The organism is Arcicella sp. LKC2W (genome assembly GCF_034931005.1).
Lineage (GTDB): Bacteria > Bacteroidota > Bacteroidia > Cytophagales > Spirosomataceae > Arcicella.
In genome coordinates this window covers 105979-124958 of record NZ_JAYGIN010000019.1, presented here as the reverse complement: position 1 = coordinate 124958, position 18980 = coordinate 105979, and the positions used below count along the sequence as shown (strand labels likewise).

The window sequence follows — 18980 nt, the reverse complement described above, 5'->3', positions numbered from 1 at the left end:
ATAATAATTTTTATTTGTAGATAAAAAAAAATATTTATGATAATTCTAAAGACTTGCTTAAAATTGTCTTTTATTTATTTTAGACAATAAAAGCTACTGCTAATTATTTTGAATTGTCAGTAGCTTTTATTGTTTGGAAACAATACTAAAACTCAATTCCAAATCTATCTGCCAAAGTCTTTAAATCATTCACAACGGGTTCTAATAAATTGATTCCGTTGGCTTTACGTTCTGCTTCTAATGCTCTTTCTGGGTCGCCAGGCACTAATACTTTTTGTCCTTCTACCGACGGAGCGGCATGAAAACGGTCAATCCATCTATCCATATCAGCTTTGAAATCTGCCGCAGGACGGAAGCCATCTATTCGCATCGCTCCCAAAAAATGTCCAGTACCTTTGCCTACTTGTTCGCCTGCTGCCATGAAGCCTGCCGTAGCAAACGGAGGAACCCAAGGACCAAAATTTGCTCCAGATAATACGCCCGAAAATATATCTACTATCGCTCCAAGTCCATAACCTTTATGTGAACCATGCTCACGGTCGCCACCCAATGGGAGCAATGCACCGCCATTTTTCACGGCATTTGAATCATCAGTTGGATTACCATCTTTGTCTTGTACCCAACCAATTGGAGCAGGAGAACCTTTGCGTTGAAGAATTTCCATTTTACCATAAGCAACGGCTGTACTGGCAAAATCCGCTACGAAAGGAGGATTTTTTTCGGCAGGAACAGCTACTGCAATTGGATTTGTACCCAATAATTTTTCTTTCGAGAAAGTTGGCGTTACCAAAGGAGCAGCGTTGGTCATTGCCCAACCAATCATATCATTTTCTAAAGCCATCATGGCATGGAAACCTGCAATGCCAAAGTGATTTGAATTTTGTACTGAAATCCAACCAGAACCCACATTATTGGCTTTTCCCATCGCCACTTTCATGGCATGAGGAGCAACCACCAAACCAAGCCCTTTATCTCCATCAATTACTGCGGTAGAAGGCGTTTCGTGAACAATCTTGATTTGTGGAGTAGGATTCAAGCGTCCATTGTCATATAAACGCACATATCCACTTAAACGAGCCGTCCCGTGTGAATCAACTCCACGTAAATCGGCAGAAATGAGTACCTTTGATGCCAAGAGAGCATCTTGTTCTGGACAACCAATGGCTAAAAATACTTTTCGGATAAAATCTTGTAAATAGCTATATTCGTAAATCATAATTTGATTTGTAAGAGTATGGTGAATTTTGATTCGGCAAAATTACTAATAACTATGACCTTAATGAAATATGTTGGTGTTTGGATTTAGAATATAGTTGATTTTTGAATTTAATTTGCTGATTATTAGTTTGTTATGATTCGTTCATCTTATTCAAAGAATTCGTAATAATTTATGTTTTTTATTGATAAGGTATTTTACTACAATAATTTTAAATTTTAGAATTACCCGCAACATACATTAACTGCTTTATCATCCGTTTTAATCTTGATGACCCTAAGAAATATCATACTAATATTCAAAACTTTTTTAGTTTGTGTACTTTTTCTACAAACTGGATTAATTGTTGATGCTCAAAAAGCAACAAAAGCTCAAAGGAAATCTGCTGGAGTAGGCAGAGATACCTTATTTGTGCGTATTTCAAGAAATGAAAAAGTTGATATTAAACGAACCATCACGGGTAATACTAAAAAGATTGTTGGCAAAAAAGTTATTGAATATCGAGCTTATCGCATTGAATTTAGAAATCCTAAAAAAGTATCTTTGAGACTTGATGTGGAAGATTTATTTCCTCAATCAAAAGATGGTTCAGTTGAAGTTGAAATATTAGAAAGTTCGGATGCCGAAATAGATTTTACGCATGGACGGTTGGCTTGGAATTTTCGTTTGAAACCTAATGAAAAAAAGAACCTTGACGTAAAATATAATGTTACATATCCAAAGAATAAAATCATATTAGGAATCGAAAATGTCCTTCAAATTCAAGCGAATATCCGCAAAACTGTTTAGCTACTTTGTCAAAGGCTTACTTTTGTTAGCTCCTGTTTATATTACGGGCTATATTATTTTTAACCTTTTAGACTCTCTCGATAGCCATTTTTACTTTTATTTTAGAGGTACTGGACTTGCTCTAATGGTGGCAATTATTATGGTAGTGGGTTTCTTGGGTTCTACTTTTATTTCTGTTCCTGTTGTTCAGATTTTTGAAGATGGACTTGCTCGTTTACCTTTGGTTCGGCTCATTTACTTTTCTCTAAAAGACCTTGTGGAGGCATTTGTAGGCGATAAAAAGAAATTTAATCAACCAGTCAAAATACTTTTTAATAAAGAAAATGGAATTCAAAAAATCGGTTTCATTACTCAGTCCGACCTCCAATTTTTGGATATTCCCGAAGATTCAGTAATGGTTTATTGTCCACATTCTTATGCCTTTTCGGGCGAAATGTTTATTGTTCCAACAACCAGCGTAACGTTACTTCATCTTCCAACCTCCGACGTTATGAAAATGATAATTTCGGGTGGCGTTTCTTTAAGTCAAGAAAATAAAAACTAAAACTAATCTATGAACTACTGGCTACTAATTCCCGCAGGAATTGTCATTTTGGCAATTAGGGACATTTTACAAAATCGTCATACCATTCAGCATAATTTCCCTGTAATTGGGCATATTCGCTACATGCTCGAAAAAATTGGGCCTGAAATACGCCAATATTTAGTGGCAAATAATCGAGAAGAATTACCTTTCAATCGGGGAGAACGTGCTTGGGTTTATGCTTCATCTAAGCAAGAAAATAATTTGCAAGGCTTTGGCTCAGACCAAGATTTTAATTCGGTAGGCTATATTTTCATCAAACACGCTATGTTGGGTTATCAATTACCCGCTAATCACCCCAATAAAAAAGAACCAAGTGCTGTGCCATGTGCCAAAACAATTGGAGAATTTCATAAGCGTAAAAAGCCTTACAAACCATATTCAGTCGTAAATATTTCGGGAATGAGTTACGGTTCATTGTCGGCAAAAGCCATTGAATCATTGAATAAAGGAGCAGAAAAATTTGGCTGTTATCATAATACAGGCGAAGGTTCATTATCTCCATATCACAAATTTGGTTCAGACGTAATTGTCAATATTGGAACGGCATATTTTGGCGTTCGGGATGATGAAGGTAATTTTTCGATGGAGAAATTAGTCAAAATGACTACCGATAATCCTTTCATCAAAGCCTTAGAATTGAAGCTTTCTCAAGGAGCAAAACCTGGAAAAGGTGGTATGTTACCAGCCGCAAAAATTACGAAGGAAATTTCTGAAATTCGTCATATTCCGATGGGAAAAGATGCCCTTTCTCCTGCCTTTCACAGTAAATTTTCAACTATTCCAGAAATGGTAGATTTTATTGAAGACATGGCGAATAAAACAGGTGTACCAGTTGGCATAAAATCGGCAGTTGGTAAAACTGAAATGTGGGAAGAATTGGCTCAGTACATGGTTAAAACGGGAAAAGGCCCAGATTTTATCACCATTGATGGGGGAGAAGGTGGCACAGGAGCAGCCCCGCACGCCTTTGCAGACCACGTATCTTTGCCTTTTAATTTTGCATTTACCAAGATTTACAAAATTTTCCAGAAATATGATTTAGCCGATAAAATTGTTTTCATCGGTTCGGGTAAATTAGGTTTCCCAGAAAAAGCCATGATGGCATTTGCGATGGGTTGCGATTTGGTAAATGTTGGACGTGAAGCCATGATGTCGATTGGTTGTATCCAAGCACAGGTTTGTCATACCAACCGTTGCCCTACGGGCGTAGCAACATCAAGCAAATGGTTACAAGCTGGAATTGACCCCGCTTTAAAAAGTGAACGTTTTTATAATTATGTGAAAACGCTTAATAAAGAAATTCTTGAAATTACTCACGCTTGTGGTTACGAGCATCCTTGCCAAATGTCTATGCAAGACGTGGATATGGTAATGGGAGATAACAATAAAACGAGTTCTTTAGCAACGACTTTTGGCTATAATAAAACGGTAGTGCCTTTTGAAAATGTTGATAAATTATTACATAGCGAGTTTTTGGGTGGAGGAAAAGCGGTAATTGCCATTTGATAATTTTAATATTTTTCTCGTTGTCTTTTTGTGTTCATCAATAAAAGAACTATGTTTACTACCGTTATACAAATTTAATCACCTTCTTATAACTATGTTAGATATTGCAAATTCGACATTTCACAGAATAATAACACACAAAATTTTACCAAAAACTAATGAATTAGATGCTTCAGTTGAAGAATATGAGAGTATTTTAAGCGTTGAAAATGAAATTATAGATATTCTTAAAACAAGAATCAATGACGCTTGTGGTCAAGAAAGTAAGTCATTTAATCTTGAAATAAGTGATAGTACGGAAAAATCTTTTTATAATTATTCACATAATTTGAGAGAACTTGATGATACCAATTTTATAAATAGAAGTAAACAAATAGCTTGGCTTCTCGCTGAAAGCCAAGACTCAAAAAGAGTTCCTGGAGGCTATCTAATAATAATAGATGCATCTGATGTGGATAACAAGAAAATTATCATAACGATAAAAGTTGAATTACACGAGGCATTAATTTCTACTCAGGATGAAAATAAAAACTCTAAAATTGAAGTTATAAAAAATATTTTTTTGTCACCATCTGGTAAGTTTTATAAAATTGGAATATTATTTCAAAAAGATAAACTGCAATCAAAACAACCCAATGACTGTTTTGGAAGTATTTTGTATGATGATCAATTTAGACCAGGCTTACAACCAGCGGAATATTTTTATAGTAAGTTTTTAGGGTTTAGTATCGCCAATAATGATAAATTACAGACAAAGGATTTTTATGATAGATTTATCAAAATAATAGAAAGTAATATTACAGATTATTCGCAGCAGAGAGATTTAATTGTTTTTTTGAAGGGGCTTTTCAAATTGGATAAAACGGGATTAATAAATCCCAAAGAAATTGGGGAAAAATTTATAGATGAAAACTTGAGAAAAGCATATAATAATGAAATCTTATCAAGGTTCCCCCGTTCATTTATTAAGAATAATACTCTAATTAATTTTGATTTGAAAAAAAGAAAATTATGTTTCTTAGATAAGGTGAAAATTGAAGCACCTGAAGATGTATTTGAGGAAAATATTTCAATTATTAATAGTCAAGAAGAATTAGATGCTGTATGGGATGATAAAAACCGATATACAATTATAAAAATTAAGGGTTTGCCAAATAGAAGTTAATTATGGAAACTCAAGAACAAAAAGAAGAACAATTAATTAAAGATTATAACAGCTTGAAGCCTAAGCTAATTGAATGGGCAAATTTTGTTGATTTAACTTTGCAAAATATAATTTATACCAACATTGAATCTGCAAGTATCAAAATTCAAATTCCACCCCAATATAGACTTAAATCTGATGAATCTTTAATTGGTAAGGCTTTTTATAATAATCAGTTTAAAAATTCTTCTAAGCCACTAAAAAGAATTGAAGATAAAGTGGGTACAAGAATTGTACTTACTTCCTTAAGAGAGGTTAAAATCGTCAAAGAAATTGTTTTGTCAAATACAGAGTTTTGGAACGTAAGAATAAGTCGTGATCCAGACAAAAGTTTTGATAAAAAACCTAAAGAATTTGATTACACTGCAATTCATTTAAATTTAACTCCGTTGGGTTCTTCTTCAATTTTTAAAGGGTTTTCAAATACAGATTTAGAATTTTATGTTTGCGAATTACAAATTAGAACATTATTACAGCACGCATTTGCGGAAGTAGCACATGATACAATTTACAAAGGAGCATTCTCTTCTAATAATCAATTGGTAAGACTATTGAGTAAAGCGGAAGCTCTGATGGAAGTTACGGATGAATATTTTTGCAATGCTTACGAAACAATGGAAAAGGTTGAAGAATATGAGAAAAGCTTTTTAAACGGTCTAATTAAATTAGCCGAATCAGAACTTGACTTCAAGTTTGATAAGAATTCTATTGATATACCTTTAACAAATGATATTTTCAATATTTTTGAAATTCGTAATATTGAGATAAGAGAAATAGAAAAAAATATCCAAAGAAATAAATCATTATTGAAGTCTCTTTTAGCCAATACGAAATCGTATTTGGGAAGACAACCAATTGTAATACTTATAGCGTATTTAGTATTTTTCGATAGTTCAGAGTTAAAAGAAAAATGGCATTTAGAAGAAAATATACTTAAGGAAATATTTATGAGACTTAACTTTTCTTTTGGTATTGGATAATAAAGTCCCTCAATTTATCTTTGAGGGACTTTTTGGTAAAATGATAAGAGATAAACCTACTCCAACAACTTGGCATACATTGCTGTTATTTTATCCATTTTTGATAAAACAGTTGAGGAAAAGGAATACATTTTTCCGACTTCAACACCTTTATTTTCAAAGGTATAACAGTTATCCTTCACACACTTTTCTTCAATTTCTCGCCAGTCGCCCACAACGCCCGCAATGGCATCGTCAATTTCAGTATTGTTCACTTCCGAAGTAATTAATTGACTGAAATTTTGTTGTAAAAACTCTGCCAAATTTTTCAAACGTAAAGCCGTCGCTGACTCCGCAACGCCCCAAACGTAAGCGGCATAATAAAAAGTAATTCTTTGAGATAACATTCGTTGTCTGCCTGAGGTATTGATATTGTCTGCAATAATGGCGGAAGATACGCCGTCAACTTCTTTTTTTAGACTTCCTGCATATTCTACATAGGCTTTTACAACGTCATCGCAAGCATTTAGAATAGTGGTATTTGTTTCCAAAATTTGCTTGGCATTATCTTTTGAAACTTCCGAAGTAATGAGTTTTTTGTATTCCTTCCAAAGTGTTTCTTCTTTTAGTAATAGTAAATTAATTTTATCGGTCGGGGTGAAAGTCATTAATGATTTTAGGTTTTCTTCAAAAAGAATAATGGAATTATTTCTTTCTCGATTGGCAGCTTCTGTATTGATATTCATCCCGATATACATATACGCTTTTGCCATTCTTTGCGTAAGCATTCGTTGTTTTCCCGAAATATTGACAGATGCCCCTACTGTGATGGTTGATGTAGGAGGAGTGGTAGTTTGAGCATTAATTTTTACTAATGTGAACACCCAAATTGTGGCGGCTACTAAGAATGTTGTTTTCATGATTTTATAATTTACAGTTTTATATTTTGCTTGATTGTTTTATTGTCTTTATACTTTTTGAACCAAAATTTAGCTTTTGTCATATCTCTCGGATTATTACCATACCCTTTGGTATAGATTGAACCCAACATCCATTGAGCTTCTGGAATATCCTGAATACCAGCTTCTTCCAAAAGAGTAATTCCTTTGTTTTCATTTTTTAAACTATCTGCCAATCCTTGAAAATAGAGTCTACCCAATTCAAATTTTGCAAATGTTACGTCCTGATTAGCAGCTTGTTGGAAATGTGAAATTGCTTTTTGGCTATCTCGATGAAGGTTGAAACCTCCTAATTCATAAATCTGTCCTAATGACAAATGCACATCTTTATTATCTTGAAAAGCTAAGGATTTGAGGAAATATTCTTCGGCTAATTTGTAATTTGTATCAATTCCTCCACCAATATTTCGACGACATTCGCCCAAATAACGATAACTTTCTGCGTCCATTTGCGGAGAATCCTTGTATTGATTTAATAACCTGAAAGTTTGAAGCAAATAGCCTGACTTGAATAAATCTTTTGCTTTGGCAATTGATAGAATGGCTTCTTTGTTTTGAATTACTAATGTATTGGAATGAGAAATTGGCTTGGTTTTGCCAATAGATGGGGCTTTCTTCCGAACAATTTTCTTGGTTGTTCGCACAGATTTAGTCTTTTGCGAGTACAAAAGTTTGGGCTTTGCAGGGCGTACCTGAGCCTTGGTGATATTGTTGCTCCCCCAAGCTAACAATATCGTTAAAAGTATTTTTTTCAACGAATTAGGATTGCCTTTTACAGCGGTTTTAACAGAGTTATCTTTAAATAATTACGCTAATTTAGCTTTTAGTTTGTAATGAACAAAAAAAAACCTATTCTCTGAGAAGAATAGGTTTTACTATTTTTGGTATTATATCAGCTTATTGTTTATCAGAACCGTTGGCTTTTGAACGAATAATCTCCAATTGCTTACAGTTTTGAGTACATTCTCCTTGCTGATTAAGCATAAATCGATTATTGTCTTTGTCTAATACTTCGTATTCTCTGGTATTTTCTTTGAATTTAATGTCTCTGAAAGCGAAAGGAATAATTTTGGCATTAAATTTATTAATTAAGCCAACTTGATTTTCTCCTTTAGAGGCAATGGCAAAACCATTTTTGAAGTATTCAAGCGTTGCATAATCAGGTGTGACTTGAATCTTTCCTCTTTGGTCAAGATAACCATATTTACCATTGTCATTCTGTACTAAATAATAATCTTCAGAAGCCATCAAAACTGTTTTAAACTGACATTTTGACAAGTATTTTCCTGTGGTATCTAAGGTTCCCCAAAGCCCATTCTGACGCACAAAGAAGAATTGATGTTTACTAACTGCTTGTACAAAATCGAAAGGTTCTGGCGTAATTACTTTAAAATCATCGCCTCTTACCAGCATAAACTTAACATTCTTATTCTTATCTTCATTACGATATGCCCTAACAACGATACAATTATGCACCATTGAGTCAGTAACGGTATAATTGATTTTTCCAGCATCAGGAAATTTTGTAATAGGTAAAATAACGGTACTGCCATTTACATCAATTACTTTGTCTGCTTTACAAGTGCCAATCTTTTTCCCTTTTTCGTCCAAATTACAACTTACCGTCTCCTTTACCACCAAAAGCCCTTTTTTATTGATTTTACCAACTGATTCATAATCAAATGGAATAACCTCTACGCCTTTCAGATTGATAAAACCAAACTTTAAACCTTTTCCTGCAATCTCTTTACTTACTGGAACTAAATCAAATTCACCCATTGCACCAATGGTATTAAATTGTGGTTCAATCACAGTTTTTAAATCTTTATCAACCAAACCAAAAAGATTATTTTCTCCTTGAATAATTCCTAATCCACGAGCATCAAAATCACTAATTTTTTTGTAAATTTTACTTACTCTAAAATCATTGATATTAATTAATTGTTGCTTCGTTTCGCTAATTCCTTTCACAAAACCATAATTATCAACATCTGTGATAATATTAAAGTCTGGTTTCCACAAAATTTCACCATTTGCATCAATCAAACCTACTTTTTTATTTAGATAAATTTTGAATAAATTTTCTTTTCCAGATGGTTCAATTAAGTCATAATTTACTTCAGAGATTGCACCTTCTCCCAACTTGAAAACTCCCCATTTAGCATTTGTTTTAACGGCTAACGTGTTGTTATTCAGAATGATGATTTCATCATAAATAGCTGAAACAGGTTTGCTTGTCTTATCATAATTGTTATCAATTAAAGCCATTTGATTTGACTTTAGCTTTACTAAAGTTAAACCTTTTGATAGACTTTTGGCATCAATAATATTTTGAAGACTTTCGCTTTCAATCCCTAAGTTATCAACGAAATGCCAATCTTGACGTTTTACCAAAGCTTTCCCGTCGTTAAAAGGCTCGGCTTTTTCGTACTGACAAGCAATTATTTCGTCACCGCAGAGGTTTAAATATCCCCAAACACCATCTTTTTTGATACGAGAAAATCCTTGTTTGTAATTTTCGATAAAACCATATCGTACATTATTTCGGAGTCTGTCTAATGGAAAAGCTAAAATGTCCCGCCCATCCAAGTCTTTGCTTTGCGATAAACCTATTCCAGATTTATTGTTGAAGCAAGTAACTGCATTGGCACTTTTAGTAGGGTCTGCAATATTTTTTGCAGGCTGACTTGCAGGTTTTGTTTCAGAAGATTGATTAGAAACTTGAGTTTGATTGAATTTTAAAATTCTTGCAGGCTCATTTTTTGACTCTAAAGAAGCCAATTGAGAAAATGAGAAGGCATCGGCACTGCCTAAATATGCCAGCAATCCGATTGCTAAACATAGTCGTTTCATAACTTTTATGGATTTTATTAAGTAAGGGTTTCCCCCAAATAATTCTGTGTTCATTTTTCGTGCCAAAAAGGAACGATGTTATGATATCTACGAGAATATTCTTCGGAAAGATTTGTTAATTTTAACTCCTGTGCGGATGGAATTAATATTATCTATCAAGCAATGGCGGGAGCTTGATATGGATGCGGTCTAATAGTTTCAAAAATAATTGAAAGTTCTGTAAAAACCTAATTTATAGGCGTGTTTTTACGTGAAACCACATTTTTAAAATTATGAACGTCGTAAATTGGACGAAATGAGCATGAATAGTTTTATGAAACTTAAAAATAATTGATGAACTTATTGTCAAATTTGACAGTCAATTCTATACCCAAAATAGTAACAATTGGTCAGTAGATGGTAACGCTTAAAAATTTCGTAAAGTAATTTAAAGAGAACTTAAAATAATTAAAAAATTCGGAACTATATACTTATTAATGCAAAACCGCTGACGGGGTGAAAAACCGCCGTCAGGGTTACGGAAGAAGACCCTGACGGCGGTTTTTCACCCCGTCAGCGGTTTTGCATTAATAAGTATATAGTTCCGAAATAAAAACTATTTGAAAGGTATAATCTATTTCAGTTACAAGCCTATAATCATTTCCTTTAATATTAAAAACCACTCTATCATTTGCTACAATACTGGCATTTCCATAGGTTTGTTTTACATCATTTGGCGTATTCCATTCTACTTGTTTTACAGTATTGTACCAATCTAATAGCGGAAATTCTGATGGTGGATGCTGTATCCAAAAATCTCTAATTGTACTCTTTGCAATTATCCTCATATTTTAACATAAAATCATGTTGCGAATATAGCAACTTATTAATGCGTTTCCAAATAAAAAGAGAACCCTATTGAATCGTGTTCAAAAGGGTTCTCTAAATTTCTATTAAAGCACTAACTTATTTACCAATACAAAACTTAGAAAATATATTCGCCAATAAATCATCCGTTGTAATTTGTCCCGTAATCTCTCCTAAATGATGTAAAGCAAAGCGAATATCTTGTGCTAAAAAATCACCTGTAATACTTTGGCTCAATCCTTCTAAAACGTTGTTTAGAGCTTCATTCGTTTGTGAAAGATGTTGATAATGACGAAGATTTGTCACTACTGTATCACCTAATTTTACTTCTTTAGTCTTAACTTTTCTGACCAAAGTATCTTTCAAAAACTCTATATTTTTATTCTCAGAAGCTGAAATCCAAATAATATCTGAATAAGCTGCATCAAATTCAGCCTTTTTGTCTAAGGATAATTTATCTACCTTATTACCAACCAAAAGATACGGTGCATTAAAATCGGCTAATTGCGTTTCAATATCTGATAATTGAATTTCGCTTGCATCAAACAGATAAACAATCAAACTTGCCTTTTCCATTTGTTGCTTGGTACGCTCCACTCCTATCGCTTCAATAGTATCAGTGGCTTTACGTAAACCTGCGGTATCAATCAATCTAAAGCGAATTCCTCCAATAAATAGCTCATCTTCAATTACATCACGAGTTGTTCCTGCAATGTCCGAAACAATGGCTTTTTCTTCGTTTAAAAGTCTGTTCAAAAGCGTTGATTTTCCAGCATTGGGTTTACCAATAATTACCGTTGGAACGCCATTTTTAATAACATTTCCTAACTCAAAACTTTCAATTAAAGGAATTAAAACCATCTGAATTTTGAAAATTAATTGGCGTAAATCATCACGGTCGGCAAACTCTACATCTTCTTCGCCAAAATCCAATTCTAATTCAATCAATGATGCAAAATTGATAAGTTGTTCACGCAATTGAGCAATCTGTTTTGAAAAACCTCCACGGATTTGATTAATTGCCGTTTGGTGTGAAGCCTCTGAATCTGAAGCGATTAAATCAGCTACGGCTTCTGCTTGGGCAAGGTCTAATTGTCCATTCAAAAAAGCTCTTTGGGTAAATTCTCCTGCATTAGCAAGTCTTGCACCTTCTTTGATAATGAGTTTTAGAATTTTCTGAATAATAAAATCTGACCCGTGACAAGATATTTCAATGGTATCCTCACGAGTATATGAAGCAGGAGCTTTAAAGAGCGAAACTAATACTTCATCTACAATCATTTCACCATCTCGGATTGTGCCAAAATGAATGGTATGCGAAGCTTGTTTTTCGAGATTTTTACCTCTAAAAAGCTTGTTCACAATCGAAAAAGTCTCTGAACCAGAGACTCTAATAACGGCAATAGCCCCCACTCCCGACGGGGTTGCAAGGGCTACTATTGTTTCGGAATTTGTCATAAATAATTGCCATCAATAATGGTCTCTTACAGAAATAACCCTAATTACCTCGTCTGTTACTTCATAAACCAAACGGTGTTCTTGTGTAATCCTTCTCGACCAAAAACCACTTAAATTATGTTTTAGAGCTTCTGGTTTTCCCTCGCCCTCAAGTGGCGTTCGTCGTATATCTTTTAATAACTTGATAATTTTGAGGTATATATTCTTATCTTGAGTAAGCCAATCCATAAAATCATTAAATGCTTCATTATCAAATTGTAGCTCTCTTTTCAAGTTCATCTAATTCGTCGAAAGTTAATGATTTAACATTAGTATTCGTTCGGACATTATTAGCCGCTTTTTTTAAGCGTTCTGCTCGAACATTTTCACTTAATAAATAAGTCGTTTCATCAATTTCTTCTACAACAATTTTAAGTGAACGTCCCTTAAAACTTTTCCTCAATGATTCAATAAATTGATTTAACTCATGAGGTTGAATTTGATATGTTGCTGTCATTTTACTTCTGGTTTAAAACTCATACCTAACTTAAAACAAATCCTTCAATTTCATTGCCACACCCATATCTCCAGAAACTTTAATTTTACCGAACATAAAAGCAGTCATCGGGTTTAAGTCTCCAGACATTAAGCCTTGCAAATCACTCATCGATACTGAAATTGTACAATCAGCCACATCGTCAGCATTGGTAACAACACCGTCTGAACCAATTAAAATGTTACCGTTATCAGTAGCAAATTTGATTGATGAACCCAAGCCACCTTTTGCAGCAGCTAAACTTGAAATTTTCCCTGTTAATTCTTCAAATGTCATGTTTTTTAATGATAAATTATGAATGATAAATTATGAATTTGCAAATAACAATGTTGAAAATTAAAGATAAATTAAGACGAAGAAATTAAAGTATTTGTTCATTCATAATTCATTACTCATAATTCATCATTGTATAATCGTAAAGTTAATCTCTCATTTTTGTTTTTAGCTTTAATAAACTTAAATTTATCAAGTTTTTTACAAAAAGGTGCATGGTCAATAAACGAAAAATAATCAATGACCCCGTTTATGGGTTTATCAATATCACTACTGAACTCATCTATGACCTCATAGAACACCCTTACTATCAACGACTTAGAAGAATAAAACAGCTTGGAATGGCTGAATTTGTTTATCCAGGAGCATTGCATACTCGCTTTCACCATGCACTTGGAGCAATGCACTTAATGAACGAAGCCTTACAAACTTTAAGTAGTAAAGGTCATTATATTTCTGAGGAGGAATTGGAATCTGCTCAAATTGCTATTTTATTACACGATGTTGGTCATGGGCCTTTTTCTCATGTGTTGGAACACTTAATTTTAAACCATGTCCCACACGAGCAAATTTCATTCTTGCTCATGAATGAATTGAATAAGCAATTTGAAGGAAAGTTATCTTTGGCAATCAAAATGTTTACGGGTGAATATGAGAGAGCTTTTTTTCATCAATTAATTTCCAGTCAATTGGATGTTGACCGAATGGATTATTTGAATCGTGATAGTTTTTTTACAGGAGTAAGAGAGGGCTTTATTGGAGCAGACAGAATATTAAAAATGCTTGATGTAATTGATAATCAATTGGTTGTTGAACAAAAAGGTATTTATTCTATCGAAAACTTCTTGACTGCAAGAAGGTTAATGTATTGGCAAGTTTACCTCCACAAAACATCCATTTGTGCAGAAACCATGCTGACGCAAATTATCAGAAGAGCCAGAGAATTAATCAAAGCAGGAGAAGATATTTTCGCAACTGAGAGTTTTGGCTTATTTTTGAAAAATGATGTTACTTTAGAAGAGTTTGTATCTGACAAAGCGTATTTAAAAGCTTTTACAGAAATGGACGACCACGATATTTGGGCTTGTATAAAAGTCTGGACAAAACATCCCGATTATTTGCTTTCTGGAATTTGCCAAAAATTGTTAGAAAGGAAATTATACAAAATAATTATTTCCGACCAACCCTTTGAAGAAGCATTTCTTGAAAAAATTAAAAATGATTTTTTAGCTCAAGAAGACATCAATCATGACAATCTATCCTATTTTATGGTACAAGGGGTTATCACTAATGAAGCGTATTTGTCTGAAAAACAAGCCATTAATATTTTAACAAAAAATAAATTGGTAGTTGATATAGCCGATGCTTCTGACTTGCCAACGATTAAGGCTTTAAGTAATGTAGTTAAAAAATACTATATATGTTGGGCAAAGGACGTATATTTGCGAGAATAATATTGTGCAGACTTGAGCCAATTAATTGATTACAGACAAACTTATCATTATTTGCTGATAACCATTAACAGACAAAAATTATAGAATGGAATTTACGGTTGAACAAATTGCTCAAATGCTAAACGGCGAAGTAAAAGGAGATAAATCCTTAAAGGTAAGCCAGTTAGCAAAAATAGAAGAAGGAACAACTGGAAGTATTTCCTTTTTGGCAAATCCAAAATATGAGCAATACCTCTACACCACAACTTCATCAGCGGTAATTGTTGATAATACTTTTGAACCTAAAAAAGATTATACAACAACCTTAATCTTAGTAAAAAACGCTTATGCGGCTTTCACGGCTTTACTTCAAGAATATCAAAAAATACTTGCTCAAAACAAAAAAGGCATTGAACAACCCTCATTCATAAGTTCTTCTGCTAAAATTGGTTTGGATGTTTATATTGGTGCATTCGCCTATATTGGAGATAATTGTAAAATAGGAGATAATACCAAAATATATCCTAATGTAAGTATTTCTGAGGCAAGTATTATTGGGAAAAACTGTACTATTTATGCAGGAGTAAGTATTTATAACAATACAATTATTGGTGATAATTGTGTGATTCATTCGAATGCTGTAATTGGTTCTGATGGTTTTGGTTTCGCTCCGCAAGCAGATGGAACATTTGCGACAATTCCGCAATTAGGCAATGTCGTTTTAGAAAATAACGTAAGTATTGGAGCAAACACTACTGTCGATAGAGCCACAATGGGTTCAACAATTTTGCGTGATGGTGTAAAAATTGACAACTTAGTTCAAATTGCCCACAATGTAGAAGTTGGGAAAAATACGGTTATTGCAGCATTGACGGGTATTTCGGGTTCAACAAAGGTAGGTTCTAATTGTATGATTGGCGGACAAGTAGGAATGGCAGGACATATCACTGTTGCCGACCGAACCATCGTAACGGCACAATCTGGAGTTACTAAAACGGTCAGACAATCAGGTCGAATAATGGCTGGTTCTCCCGCACAGGACAGTCATAATAATTTAAAATCTCAAGTATTATATAAAAATTTGCCTAAAATTGAACAACGACTCAAAGAGGTTGAAGAACAATTGAAACAACAATAAAAGCCTTATTAAATTATTAAATAGGATTCATGTAAAACTCATCAAATCATCCATTTTTAGGTGTAAATGATTGAGATGTTTTATAAAAAAGTAAAAATGAATAATAAACAGCATACCATTCAAAAAGCCATCACATTATCGGGCGTAGGCTTGCACACTGGCGTAGTAGCCAATATGACATTTGTTCCTGCTCCGCCCAATCACGGTTATAAATTCCAACGAATTGATTTACCAAATCAGCCAATTGCTGATGCTGATGTTGATTATGTGGTTGATACATCAAGAGGTACAACTATCGAACACAATGGTGCAAGAATCAATACCGTAGAACACGTTTTAGCCGCAATGGTAGGCTGTCAGGTAGATAATGTTTTGATTCAATTGGATGGACCAGAACCTCCAATTATGGATGGTAGCTCAATTAAATTTGTAGAAGCAATCCTTGAAACGGGTTTGGAACAACAAGATGCTCACCGTAAGTTTTTTGAAATTCCTTCAGAAATACGTTACAAAGACAATGAGCGTGGCGTTGAATTAGCGGCATTACCATTAAATGATTATCGTTTGACGGCAATGGTGGACTATAATTCAAAATTCCTTTCAAGTCAGCACGCAAACTTGACCAATATTAGTCAATTCAATGAAAGTTTTGCTAAATGTAGAACCTTCTGTTTTGTCCATGAATTAGAAGCTCTTTTCAAAGCTGATTTAATTAAAGGTGGAGATTTGTCAAATGCTATTGTTATTGCAGACCGTGATTATTCAGAAGAAGAATTAGACCATTTAGCCGTTGTTTTAGGAAAACCTAAAGTAAGCGTTTCTAAAGAAAAAGGGATTCTTAATAACTTAGAATTATATTATCCAAACGAAATGGCTCGCCATAAGCTATTGGATATGGTTGGCGATTTAGCATTGGTGGGTCGTCCGATAAAAGCACAAATCTTGGCTGCTCGTCCTGGTCATGCTGCCAACGTTGAGTTAGCCAAAAAAATCAAGAAATTGATGAAGGAAACGGAAAAAAATAACGTTCCACAATATGACTCAAAACAACCTCCAATTTTCAATTTCGAGCGTATTTATCAATTACTACCACACCGTTATCCATTCCAGATGGTTGATAAAATCATTTATTTGGACGATGAAAGTGTTGTTGGAATTAAGAATGTTACGATGAATGAAAATTATTTCATGGGGCATTTTCCAAACAACCCAGTAATGCCAGGAGTTATGCAAGTAGAAGCAATGGCACAAACAGGAGGTATTTTAGTATTAAGCTCAGTACCTGACCCAGAAAACTATTGGCCATATTTGGTAGGAATTGAAAACTGTCGTTTCCGTAAAAGTGTAACACCAGGAGACACCGTAATTTTCAAATGTGATTTATTAGCTCCTATTCGCAGAGGAATTGCCAAAATGCACGGTAGAGCTTATGTAAACGGTCAAGTAGTTTGCGAAGCAGATATGACAGCCAGCCTTGTTCGCAAAAATTAAAAAAATAGAGAAGTTAAAAAAGTTAGGGAAGTTAAAATGTTGAAAACCGTATAGAATAAGGATAAACCTATTTTACCGCTATAACTACTTTAACTGTTTAACTAAAAAAAAATGACACAACCGTTAGCATACATACATCCAGAAGCTAAACTTGCCCAAAATGTGGTAGTTGAGCCATTTACGGTCATTCATCAAAATGTAGAAATTGGTGAAGGTTCATGGATTGGCTCAAATGTAACTATTTTTCCAGGGGCAAGAATTGGCAAAAATTGTCGTATTTTCCCAGGAGCAGTTATTTCAGCGATTCCACAGGATTTAAAGTTTGGAGGAGAAGATACCCTTGCCATTATTGGAGACAATACAACTGTCCGAGAATGTGCAACAATCAATCGTGGAACAAATGATAAACATAAAACCGAGATTGGTAAAAATTGTCTAATCATGGCTTATGTTCACATAGCCCACGATTGTGCAATTGGTGACAATTGTATTTTGGCAAATAGCGTGCAAATGGCAGGTCACGTAGAAGTAGGTGATTGGTCAATTATCGGTGGCTCAAGTGCTGTACATCAATTTGTAAAAATTGGTCGTCATGCCATGATTTCTGGCGGTTCTTTAATCCGAAAAGATGTTCCCCCATTTACAAAATCAGGTCGTGAACCGTTGTCGTACGCAGGAATCAACTCTATTGGTTTAAGAAGACGTGGATTTACAGATGAACAAATTGCTCAGATTCAAGAAACCTATCGTTTTGTTTATCTTAAAAACTTAAACAATAACGAAGCACTTTCTGAAATAGAAATCAATCTTCCAGCCTCAGCAGAACGTGACGAAATAGTCAACTTCATTCGCACTTCTGAAAGAGGAATTATGAAAGGACTTTCGTAATAAAGGTGTTGGGTTTTAGTTATTAGGTTATAGGAAATTTTTAATGCTAAAACCTAACAACTAAAACCTGAAACCTACAAACCTATCCATGCAAATCTCAGCAAAAAATCTTGGTAAGAAATTCAGTAATGAGTGGATTTTTAGAAATTTGAATTACGAATTTCAATCGGGAGAATCATATACTTTTGTCGGTGCAAATGGAAGTGGGAAATCAACACTTTTGCAGGTATTATCGGGTTTCACTCCACATTCTGAAGGGGAAATCCATTATCAAATCGGGGAGAAAAATCTTGAAATTGATAATTATTATAAACATCTTGTCATTGCAGCTCCATATCTGGAATTAATTGAAGACTTCACACTATCAGAAATCATTGATTTTCACGTTCAGTTTAAACCCTTCAAAAATCATTTGTCTCCAACAGATTTTACTGATTTTATAGAATTACCACAAGCCAAAAATAAAGCGGTGAAATTCTTTTCATCGGGCATGAAACAAAGAGTAAAATTGGGCTTAGCCTTTTGGTCAGATTCAGAGATATTGATGTTAGATGAGCCAACCTCTAACCTTGATATAAAAGCGACAGAATGGTACTTAAAAAACGTTCAAGAGTATTCTAAAAATAGGCTTCTAATGATTTGTTCCAATCAGCCAAGTGAATATGAATTCTGTAATAATATTCTGAATATTCAAGACTACAAATAGAGTTTAGATGATAGATTTCAGAGAATAGAGTTTAGAGAAAAACTCTCATGTCCTATCTTCAAAATCTGATTAAAGCCTTAATCTCTATACTCTTTCATCTAACATCCATCATCTAATCTCTATAATCTGTACTCTATTCT

The 18980-nt window shown here is 33.9% G+C and carries 19 protein-coding genes; 10 read left to right on the top strand and 9 right to left on the bottom strand.

The window, feature by feature from the left end:
* Window positions 1–145 precede the first annotated feature (145 nt).
* Window positions 146–1216 (bottom strand): Ldh family oxidoreductase, encoded by a 1071-nt coding sequence (locus VB796_RS16255; RefSeq protein WP_323347622.1) that lies wholly within the window; start codon window positions 1214–1216, stop codon window positions 146–148.
* A gap of 270 nt (window positions 1217–1486) precedes the next feature.
* On the opposite strand from VB796_RS16255, the gene VB796_RS16250 reads away from it, so the two are divergent.
* The 5 genes from VB796_RS16250 to VB796_RS16230 all read left to right on the top strand — a co-directional run bounded on the left by VB796_RS16250 (window position 1487) and on the right by VB796_RS16230 (window position 6281).
* Window positions 1487–2005: a DUF4139 domain-containing protein gene (locus VB796_RS16250; protein ID WP_323347621.1), complete on the top strand. Its 519-nt coding sequence runs from the start codon at window positions 1487–1489 to the stop codon at window positions 2003–2005.
* A complete protein-coding gene (locus tag VB796_RS16245; RefSeq protein ID WP_323347620.1) occupies window positions 1965–2549 on the top strand; it encodes a DUF502 domain-containing protein in 585 nt (194 codons plus the stop codon). Before VB796_RS16250 ends, VB796_RS16245 begins: the two co-directional genes overlap by 41 nt.
* Window positions 2550–2558: 9 nt before the next feature.
* Window positions 2559–4097, top strand: coding sequence for an FMN-binding glutamate synthase family protein (locus VB796_RS16240; protein ID WP_323347619.1), 1539 nt, complete (start codon window positions 2559–2561; stop codon window positions 4095–4097).
* A 94-nt stretch (window positions 4098–4191) separates the two neighbouring features.
* Window positions 4192–5262, top strand: coding sequence for a nucleoid-associated protein (locus VB796_RS16235; RefSeq protein WP_323347618.1), 1071 nt, complete (start codon window positions 4192–4194; stop codon window positions 5260–5262).
* 2 nt (window positions 5263–5264) lie between these two features.
* Window positions 5265–6281: a RelA/SpoT domain-containing protein gene (locus VB796_RS16230; protein WP_323347617.1), complete on the top strand. Its 1017-nt coding sequence runs from the start codon at window positions 5265–5267 to the stop codon at window positions 6279–6281.
* A 56-nt stretch (window positions 6282–6337) separates the two neighbouring features.
* Here the strand turns inward: VB796_RS16230 and VB796_RS16225 are convergent, their stop codons facing one another.
* The 8 genes from VB796_RS16225 to VB796_RS16190 all read right to left on the bottom strand — a co-directional run bounded on the left by VB796_RS16225 (window position 6338) and on the right by VB796_RS16190 (window position 13187).
* On the bottom strand, window positions 6338–7180 hold the full coding sequence (locus VB796_RS16225) for a type IV pili methyl-accepting chemotaxis transducer N-terminal domain-containing protein (protein ID WP_323347616.1): 843 nt from the start codon (window positions 7178–7180) through the stop codon (window positions 6338–6340).
* Between the two features lie 11 nt (window positions 7181–7191).
* A complete protein-coding gene (locus tag VB796_RS16220) occupies window positions 7192–7974 on the bottom strand; it encodes a tetratricopeptide repeat protein (protein WP_323347615.1) in 783 nt (260 codons plus the stop codon).
* A 142-nt stretch (window positions 7975–8116) separates the two neighbouring features.
* On the bottom strand, window positions 8117–10072 hold the full coding sequence (locus VB796_RS16215; RefSeq protein WP_323347614.1) for a WG repeat-containing protein: 1956 nt from the start codon (window positions 10070–10072) through the stop codon (window positions 8117–8119).
* A 566-nt stretch (window positions 10073–10638) separates the two neighbouring features.
* Window positions 10639–10899, bottom strand: a complete 261-nt coding sequence (locus VB796_RS16210; RefSeq protein ID WP_323347613.1) for a type II toxin-antitoxin system HigB family toxin — start codon at window positions 10897–10899, stop codon at window positions 10639–10641.
* Between the two features lie 118 nt (window positions 10900–11017).
* On the bottom strand, window positions 11018–12376 hold the full coding sequence (gene mnmE / locus VB796_RS16205; protein ID WP_323347612.1) for a tRNA uridine-5-carboxymethylaminomethyl(34) synthesis GTPase MnmE: 1359 nt from the start codon (window positions 12374–12376) through the stop codon (window positions 11018–11020).
* Between the two features lie 12 nt (window positions 12377–12388).
* Window positions 12389–12655 (bottom strand): Txe/YoeB family addiction module toxin, encoded by a 267-nt coding sequence (locus VB796_RS16200; protein WP_323347611.1) that lies wholly within the window; start codon window positions 12653–12655, stop codon window positions 12389–12391.
* The gene (locus VB796_RS16195; protein WP_323347610.1) at window positions 12627–12872 is read right to left on the bottom strand and encodes a hypothetical protein; all 246 of its coding nucleotides are present in this window, start codon (window positions 12870–12872) and stop codon (window positions 12627–12629) included. Before VB796_RS16195 ends, VB796_RS16200 begins: the two co-directional genes overlap by 29 nt.
* 30 nt (window positions 12873–12902) lie before the next feature.
* On the bottom strand, window positions 12903–13187 hold the full coding sequence (locus tag VB796_RS16190) for an SCP2 sterol-binding domain-containing protein (RefSeq protein ID WP_323347609.1): 285 nt from the start codon (window positions 13185–13187) through the stop codon (window positions 12903–12905).
* Between the two features lie 212 nt (window positions 13188–13399).
* Between VB796_RS16190 and VB796_RS16185 the strand changes: the two genes are divergently transcribed.
* The 5 genes from VB796_RS16185 to VB796_RS16165 all read left to right on the top strand — a co-directional run bounded on the left by VB796_RS16185 (window position 13400) and on the right by VB796_RS16165 (window position 18840).
* A complete protein-coding gene (locus VB796_RS16185) occupies window positions 13400–14638 on the top strand; it encodes an HD domain-containing protein (protein ID WP_323347608.1) in 1239 nt (412 codons plus the stop codon).
* 85 nt (window positions 14639–14723) lie between these two features.
* On the top strand, window positions 14724–15755 hold the full coding sequence (gene lpxD, locus VB796_RS16180) for a UDP-3-O-(3-hydroxymyristoyl)glucosamine N-acyltransferase (RefSeq protein ID WP_323347607.1): 1032 nt from the start codon (window positions 14724–14726) through the stop codon (window positions 15753–15755).
* Window positions 15756–15851: 96 nt separating this feature from the next.
* On the top strand, window positions 15852–17246 hold the full coding sequence (locus VB796_RS16175; protein ID WP_323347606.1) for a bifunctional UDP-3-O-[3-hydroxymyristoyl] N-acetylglucosamine deacetylase/3-hydroxyacyl-ACP dehydratase: 1395 nt from the start codon (window positions 15852–15854) through the stop codon (window positions 17244–17246).
* Between the two features lie 111 nt (window positions 17247–17357).
* Window positions 17358–18134 (top strand): acyl-ACP--UDP-N-acetylglucosamine O-acyltransferase, encoded by a 777-nt coding sequence (gene lpxA / locus VB796_RS16170; RefSeq protein ID WP_323347605.1) that lies wholly within the window; start codon window positions 17358–17360, stop codon window positions 18132–18134.
* 88 nt (window positions 18135–18222) lie between these two features.
* Window positions 18223–18840 carry an ABC transporter ATP-binding protein gene (locus VB796_RS16165; protein ID WP_323347604.1) on the top strand — a complete coding sequence of 206 codons (618 nt, stop codon included), beginning with the start codon at window positions 18223–18225 and terminating at the stop codon, window positions 18838–18840.
* Window positions 18841–18980: the final 140 nt, after the last annotated feature.

Excerpts from the sequence above, each read along its gene's own strand:
- VB796_RS16255 (WP_323347622.1), bottom strand. The coding sequence starts at position 1,216 with ATGATTTACGAATATAGCTATTTACAAGATTTTATCCGAAAAGTATTT.
- VB796_RS16250 (WP_323347621.1), top strand. The coding sequence starts at position 1,487 with ATGACCCTAAGAAATATCATACTAATATTCAAAACTTTTTTAGTTTGT.
- VB796_RS16245 (WP_323347620.1), top strand. The coding sequence starts at position 1,965 with ATGTCCTTCAAATTCAAGCGAATATCCGCAAAACTGTTTAGCTACTTT.
- VB796_RS16240 (WP_323347619.1), top strand. The coding sequence starts at position 2,559 with ATGAACTACTGGCTACTAATTCCCGCAGGAATTGTCATTTTGGCAATT.
- VB796_RS16235 (WP_323347618.1), top strand. The coding sequence starts at position 4,192 with ATGTTAGATATTGCAAATTCGACATTTCACAGAATAATAACACACAAA.
- VB796_RS16230 (WP_323347617.1), top strand. The coding sequence starts at position 5,265 with ATGGAAACTCAAGAACAAAAAGAAGAACAATTAATTAAAGATTATAAC.
- VB796_RS16225 (WP_323347616.1), bottom strand. The coding sequence starts at position 7,180 with ATGAAAACAACATTCTTAGTAGCCGCCACAATTTGGGTGTTCACATTA.
- VB796_RS16215 (WP_323347614.1), bottom strand. The coding sequence starts at position 10,072 with ATGAAACGACTATGTTTAGCAATCGGATTGCTGGCATATTTAGGCAGT.
- VB796_RS16210 (WP_323347613.1), bottom strand. The coding sequence starts at position 10,899 with ATGAGGATAATTGCAAAGAGTACAATTAGAGATTTTTGGATACAGCAT.
- mnmE (WP_323347612.1), bottom strand. The coding sequence starts at position 12,376 with ATGACAAATTCCGAAACAATAGTAGCCCTTGCAACCCCGTCGGGAGTG.
- VB796_RS16200 (WP_323347611.1), bottom strand. The coding sequence starts at position 12,655 with ATGAACTTGAAAAGAGAGCTACAATTTGATAATGAAGCATTTAATGAT.
- VB796_RS16195 (WP_323347610.1), bottom strand. The coding sequence starts at position 12,872 with ATGACAGCAACATATCAAATTCAACCTCATGAGTTAAATCAATTTATT.
- VB796_RS16190 (WP_323347609.1), bottom strand. The coding sequence starts at position 13,187 with ATGACATTTGAAGAATTAACAGGGAAAATTTCAAGTTTAGCTGCTGCA.
- VB796_RS16185 (WP_323347608.1), top strand. The coding sequence starts at position 13,400 with ATGGTCAATAAACGAAAAATAATCAATGACCCCGTTTATGGGTTTATC.
- lpxD (WP_323347607.1), top strand. The coding sequence starts at position 14,724 with ATGGAATTTACGGTTGAACAAATTGCTCAAATGCTAAACGGCGAAGTA.
- VB796_RS16175 (WP_323347606.1), top strand. The coding sequence starts at position 15,852 with ATGAATAATAAACAGCATACCATTCAAAAAGCCATCACATTATCGGGC.
- lpxA (WP_323347605.1), top strand. The coding sequence starts at position 17,358 with ATGACACAACCGTTAGCATACATACATCCAGAAGCTAAACTTGCCCAA.
- VB796_RS16165 (WP_323347604.1), top strand. The coding sequence starts at position 18,223 with ATGCAAATCTCAGCAAAAAATCTTGGTAAGAAATTCAGTAATGAGTGG.